General features: G+C 57.2%; 4 protein-coding genes and 1 riboswitch. Of the genes, 3 read left to right on the forward strand and 1 reads right to left on the reverse strand.

The annotated features are described in order from the left end of the window. Positions 1-136: 136 nt before the first annotated feature. Entirely contained in the window at positions 137-1,498 is a 1,362-nt protein-coding gene (locus JK213_RS12645; protein WP_194262889.1) for a superinfection immunity protein, read from the forward strand. Between the two features lie 8 nt (positions 1,499-1,506). Here JK213_RS12645 and JK213_RS12650 read toward each other — a convergent pair whose 3' ends face one another. Further along, positions 1,507-2,799, reverse strand: a complete 1,293-nt coding sequence (locus tag JK213_RS12650; RefSeq protein WP_194262890.1) for a voltage-gated chloride channel family protein — start codon at positions 2,797-2,799, stop codon at positions 1,507-1,509. A 36-nt stretch (positions 2,800-2,835) separates the two neighbouring features. After that, positions 2,836-2,914, reverse strand: a riboswitch (Fluoride riboswitch). 172 nt (positions 2,915-3,086) lie between these two features. Here JK213_RS12650 and JK213_RS12655 point away from each other — a divergent pair. Both JK213_RS12655 and JK213_RS12660 read left to right on the forward strand, forming a co-directional pair. Next, positions 3,087-5,723: a M1 family metallopeptidase gene (locus tag JK213_RS12655; protein WP_228125565.1), complete on the forward strand. Its 2,637-nt coding sequence runs from the start codon at positions 3,087-3,089 to the stop codon at positions 5,721-5,723. Between the two features lie 104 nt (positions 5,724-5,827). Then, the coding region (locus JK213_RS12660) for an ATP-binding cassette domain-containing protein (RefSeq protein ID WP_211571734.1) at positions 5,828-6,597 on the forward strand (770 nt) is incomplete at its 3' end.

Below are 6,597 nucleotides of genomic sequence, written 5' to 3' on the forward strand. Positions count from 1 at the left end.
CAACAGGTTCTTGTTATTTCTTTTATGACTGATCACGTTTCCTTGCTGTTGAGGAAACGCCTGGTAAAAACTGCCAATGTTTGAGAGCGTTATTAGCGATACTTCAGAACTACCCGACTGCGGAGATGACAAAACATTGCATGATACGAAAAGAAAACGATCCGCGGTCACGACCTTCCGACTTCTCGCAAGCGCCTTGGTAAGTGCCGCGTTAACCGGAACTTTACCTTCCGCGAAAGCGGCGTCGCCAGAAATCCTCCCGCTCGCTCATGCCGAGTTGGAAAAGGGGTCTCATGTCACGCTTTCTGCACGGGGCGTTGTCGCGTCGCTGGACGTCAGACGCACGGCAAAATGCAATGTGCCGATCGTCTGGGGCGATATGGATTCCAGTCCGACGTCCCCTTGCAGCATGGCTTTCCTGACACTCCGCACGCCCGGAGATACGCAGGCACAGGCATCTTCTTTTCCCCTTACACCCTATGGAACGGAAGATGACGGCATGACGCAGCTCAGAATGTCTTTTAGACAGCTGGATGCGTCGACCCCGTTCCCACAGGTCATGGTCTCGGCTTATACGGGGGGCGCGCATTGCTGCTCCCTCACGTCCATTTTCGATCTGCGTTCAAACGGGCAATGGCAGCACCTCGAACTGGGAGCGATGGACGGCGATGGCGAACCGCAGGTTGTGGATATCGTCGGAAGTGGACAGCAGGAAATCCTGACCTTCGATCAGTCCTTCCTCTATACTTTCGCCTCCCATGCCGGTTCTGAATCACCTGTTGTGATTTCGCGTTATCACGACGGTGTTCTGGAAAATGTGACACGCGATCCGATCTATCGGGACTATCTTGCCAAAGATCTGGCTGACAGACGCCGTAGCTGGACACGATCCGGCCGTTTCGAGCCAAATGGCTTTCTGGCCTATGAGGTCGCGACCATGGCCAATCTGGGCAAATTCTCCGAAGGGTGGCGCGATATGCTGGCTCATGCACAATCCACAAAAGAAGCCGGATCTGGCCTGTCTTTATGTGATCTCAAACTCGCCGCAGAAAAACAGAATGGTCATGGCTGTTCTGCCAAAGAAAAAGAACTGCTTCCATTGCCCGAGGCCCTCTCGGCCTTTCTTGTCCAGACCGGCTACATAACGCCGGAACAGGCTGCTTCGGTTCGAGAAGATCGCGGTTCGACTAACGTACCGCCCCCGCCGACGGGATCCGCCCCCCAGAAGCCGGTGTCTTCGTCATCCGCCGTTGCCCAGCCCACGACAACGGATTCCGATACCGCCGTTTCTGACAAATCAACCAAATCCGGCTCCCTATTTCCTATCCTCTTAGGTCTCGGGCTGGTTCTTTATCTTCTCCCGATCCTGATTGCGTACAAACGCGACACTGTCGATCAGAGAAAAATCGCAATGGTGACAGTTCTGCTGGGTTGGACGATCATCGGTTGGGCCGCAGCTCTTTTCATGGCCCTCACGCGGCAGTCACGCAAGGCATAGACAAACGATCAGTTTCTGCTCCGAGCCTCTCGCAGCGTCATGGTTCCGACACGCTGTGAGAGGTAAATGCCGGTCTTTCCCGAAAAAGCGCAGGCCACGAAACATCCGATCGCGAAATAGGCGATATCCGAGGCTCCAAACAACTCGACACCCATCAAGGTACAGGCCAGAGGCGTGTTCGCCGCGCCAGCAAAGACCGACACGAACCCCACAGCAGCGAGCAGGTCCATCGGCATATGCAGCACATGGGCCAGAGCATTTCCCGACGCGGCGCCCAGAAAGAACAGCGGCGTGACTTCCCCGCCTTTGAACCCACTCGCCAGAACAACAACCGTAAACACCAGCTTCCAGAACCAGGACCAGGGATAGAATTCAGGCCCGAAAAAGCTGACAATGGACGCTCCACCGGGTTCTGCCGGAAGAACCCCCAGCCCAAGATAATCCCTGTTCCCAACGACCATCACCAGAAGAATGGTCGCAATCCCACCAATGGCCGGGCGCAGCCATGATCTCGGACAGACTGTTTTCATAACTGCCGCCAGACGATGCACGCTCTCGGCAAAGGTCCAGCTCAGACAGCCGAAGACAACAGCCGCACCGGCAACCTTCGCAGCCAGCACAGGATTGACGTGCCATAGCGTACCATCGGCACTCAGTGTTCCCTGAAACATCAGAGGGTAGAAAACGTGATGCACTCCCCAGGCGCGACAGGACCAGTCCGCAATGATGGAAGACATGGCTGCGGGCAAAAGAAACCGGTAGTCGAGCCGGCCTAACGTCAGAACTTCAAGAGCGAAAACCGCTCCTGCAACTGGGGTTCCGAAGACGGAACCAAACCCTGCGGCAATGCCACAAACCAGCAGGGCGCAGCGTTCCGAAGAGCGAAGCCTGAACAGCCACGCCGTCGCACTCGCCAGACTGCCCCCAACCTGTATGGCGGTCCCTTCCCGCCCGACAGACGCTCCGAAAAGATGGCTCACAACAGTAGCAATAAGCACGAAAGGCGCCATCCGGAGTTGAACCCCGGCCCCCGGCTCGTGGATTTCATCCACGATCAGGTTCGCCCCACCTTCCACATCCCGCCCGAACCAGAAATACCACAGCCCGACCGCCACCCCAGCCAGAGGAAGGCCGAACAGCAGAACCGGATGAGCGATCCTGCAAGCAGTTACGACGTCCAGAAGCCACAGAAACAGAGCGCAGACGCTGCCGATACACACTGACAGCATGATGAGGACAGCACCCATCCGGCAATAATCGAGAATACTGGAAAAACGGAATTGGTTCTGAACGTCGTTCATGACGGACGCATGTCTCCTGTCTTGTGCCACAGAGGGCGCTAAACAGGAATCATCAGCTTCCGGACGAAGCGGTTCGACCATGAATGGTCAGGCAGAATCCATTGCCTTCAGACAGGAAAAAAGCCCTTCCGCCCCTAATCTGTCAAGAGCTCCGTTCGGCTGGCAGATGACAAGGTTTTAAGGGGACGCCACTTTCCAGCATGACAGGGGTATGCCACCGTAACTGTAACAAAAACGAACGGCCTGATCCGTTCTTCCGTCCGACTGATTTTAAGGAGCTGCATATCATGCGTCGCCTTCTGGTTCTTACCACCCTTCTGGCAGGGCTGCCCTTCACGGTTGCAGCGCATGCCGAAGGAACCTTCTCCTTCGCCACGACACCGGGGCAACTTCCCAAGACCGTTGTGCCGACGGATTATGTCATCGATCTGACGACCGACATGGATCATCTGACCCTTCAGGGTGACGAAATCATCCGGATCGAAGTCCAGACCCCGACTGCGGATATCACGCTCAATCAGGCGGGCCTCAAACTGGCGAGCGCCCTGCTCGACAACTCCGAGAAAGCCGTCATCCATCAGGACGACGCCGCAGAGACGGTCACATTGCACTTCCCGGCCCCTGTTCCGGCAGGAATGCACACTCTGGCAATCAAGTATTCCGGGCCGATCCTGAAAACGCCCAACGGCATTTACGTCGACGACTATACAGACCCCAAGGGCAAGCCGCAGCGGATGCTTGTCACACAGTTCGAAGTAGCGGATGCGCGCCGGATGTTCCCCGGATGGGACGAACCGGCCTTCAAGGCGACATACCAGTTGAACGTGACGCTCCCGTTCGAATATGCCGCCGTGAGCAACATGCCGATCATCGGCACGACACAGCAGGATGAAAAGACAAAGCGCGTCTCTTTTACCCCGACCCCGCGCATGTCGAGCTATCTGCTGGCACTGGTGGCGGGCGACATGGCCTCCGTCGATGGCAAGGCAGACGGCACACCTCTGCGCGTCTTTGCACCGACCGGCCTTGAAAATCAGGGCACCTACGCTCTGGGCGCTGCCGAAAAGATCCTGCCTTATTACAACGATTATTTCGGCATCAAATACCCGCTGCCGAAAATGGATATGCTGGCCATCCCCGGCAACTATCAAGCCGGTGCGATGGAGAACTGGGGCGCGCTGACCTATATCGACAACGTCCTGCTGTTCGACCCGAAGAACAGCACGCCCCGCACCCGCGAACTGATCTATGAAGTTGTCGCACACGAAATGGCGCATCAGTGGTCCGGCGATCTGGTGACCATGGGCTGGTGGGACAATATCTGGCTGAACGAAGGCTTTGCGTCGTGGATGGAAATCAAGGCGACGGACAAGATGAACCCGGAATGGGACATCTGGCCGCGCCAGCACGAAACTCGTGAAAGCACGATGGCGACAGACGCCCTGTCCACCACCCATCCGATCCAGCAGACCATCCACAATGTGAGCGAAGCCAATTCCGCCTTTGACGGCATCAGCTATGGCAAGGGCGAGCTTGTCATCCGCATGATGGAAGGCTGGCTTGGCGAAGACCATTTCCGTGACGGAATGCGCGCCTACATGAAGGCCCATGCTTACGGAAATGCTACCAGTCAGGACCTCTGGAACGCCCTGTCACAGGCGTCTGGTCAGGATGTCGGCAAGGTGGCGCGCAGCTTCACTGAACAGCCCGGCATCCCGCAGGTCAATGTCGCCGCCACCTGCCAGAACGGCCAGACAACTTACACCCTGACGCAGAGCCGTTTCACGATCCACGATCCCAATGCGAAAGCCCTGATCTGGAACATTCCGGTTGTCGCAGGCGGTCCGGGACTTGAGACCAAAAAGCTGGTCCTCGGCGCTGAACCCGTAACCTTCACCCTGCCCCGCTGCAACGCCCCCCTCAAGCTCGATCTGGGCGAGAGCGGCTATTACCGCGTGCATTACGACGATGTTGCTTTCGCACCGATCGCCGCCTCGATTTCAAAATTTGCGCCGGTGGATCGCGCCAATATTCTTGGCGACCAGTTCGCCCAGTTCCGGGCCGGTCATGGCAACCTGTCCTCCTATTTCGATCTCGTGGACCGACTGACGGCAGCGCATGAGAGCGACATCGCCACACTTGAGGAAATCATCGGTAAGCTGGAAACGCTTGATACCTATGAAATCAACAGCCCGGACCGCGCGGCATTCCAGGCCTATGCTCGCAGCCGCCTCGCTCCCGTGCTGAAGCGTCTGGGCTGGGACCAGAAGCCGCATGAAAGCGTGCTGGACACAATGCTTCGTCCGTCCGTGATTTCGGCTCTTGGAAACTTCAACGATCCCGCAGTCCTTGCAGAAGCCAAGCGCCGTTTCGCGGCATGGCTCAAAAACCCGGCCTCCCTGCGCCCCGATCTGGTCGGTACGGTCTCGGCTCTGGCGATGAAGCATGCCGATGCTGCAACCTATGACATCATGGCAACAAAAGTTCGCGACACGCAGGCCACGGAAGTCAAGCTGCGTCTGTTTCAGGCTCTCGCCAACGCAACGGACCCTGATCTGATCCGTCGCAATGTTGAACTGGCCTATAGCGGCGCTATCCCGAACGGTCGTATTTCAATGGCCCTGTCATCGATCGCCTCTGCCAGCGAAAACCCGGACCTCGTCTGGAAGCTCGTTCGCCAGCATGAAGCCGAAATCCGCACGCATCTGGCCCCCTGGTCACAGGACGGGTTCCTTCCAGCCATCGCAGCCCATTCCAACAATCCGGATATTCTCGCCGAACTGCAGAAAGACCCATCTTCCAGCATGACAACCGGTGCGAAAATCGCCACGGCTCATGCGGTCAATGCCGTTTCAGCCCGCAAAGAAGCCGTTCAGGCAGCCCAGAGCCAGATCCACGACTGGCTTGCCACTCACACTCACTAACACTCCAACGAGGCGGAAAAGATCCGCCTCGTCCCTGTCCGGGGCGGTAAAACTGCTATAGACGTGGCTCTCTTGTTTTACCCGCCACCGGACCATCCTGCCCCATGCTTCAGATCGAAAACCTTGTCTTCAACGCCTGGGGACGACAGTTCTTCAATCGTGCAAGCGCGAACCTTCCCAACCCATCCAAGGTTTCGCTGGTTGGCCGGAATGGCGTCGGAAAATCCACGCTTTTCAAACTCATCAAGGGTGAACTTCAGCCGGATTCCGGTGAAATCGTCATCCCACGTGCGGCGCGTGTCGCAACAGTGGATCAGGAACATCCCGCCACCCCCATCAGCCTGATCGATACGATCCTCGCAGCCGATACGGAACGCGCGACCCTCATGGCAGAGCTGGAAACAGCCGATCCTGAGCGGATGGGCGATATTTGGATGCGCCTGATCGAAATCGATGCGGACAGTGCGCCTTCCCGTGCGGCAGAAATCCTGAATGGTCTGGGTTTCTCCACGGCGGATCTTGACCGTCCGATGGCCGAGTTCTCCGGTGGCTGGCGGATGCGCGTAGCCCTCGCCGCTGCCCTCTTTGCCGAACCCGATCTGCTGCTGCTCGATGAGCCGACGAACTATCTCGATCTCGAAGGCGCTTTATGGCTGGAAGCGCGCCTCGCCCGCTATCCCCATTCCGCGCTCATCATCAGCCATGACCGCGAACTTCTGAACAATTCCGTAGACTTCACCCTACATGTTACGGAAGGAAAGCTGGAACTTTATACCGGCGGATACGACGATTTCGAGCGTCAGCGGTCCGTGCGTTTATCGATCATCTGGCCGCGGGATTTCCGAAGCTTTTATGAGCGCTGCGCTTTGACGTC

Origin of the sequence: Gluconobacter sp. Dm-44 (genome assembly GCF_018256175.1) — a bacterium.
Classification (GTDB): domain Bacteria; phylum Pseudomonadota; class Alphaproteobacteria; order Acetobacterales; family Acetobacteraceae; genus Gluconobacter; species Gluconobacter cadivus.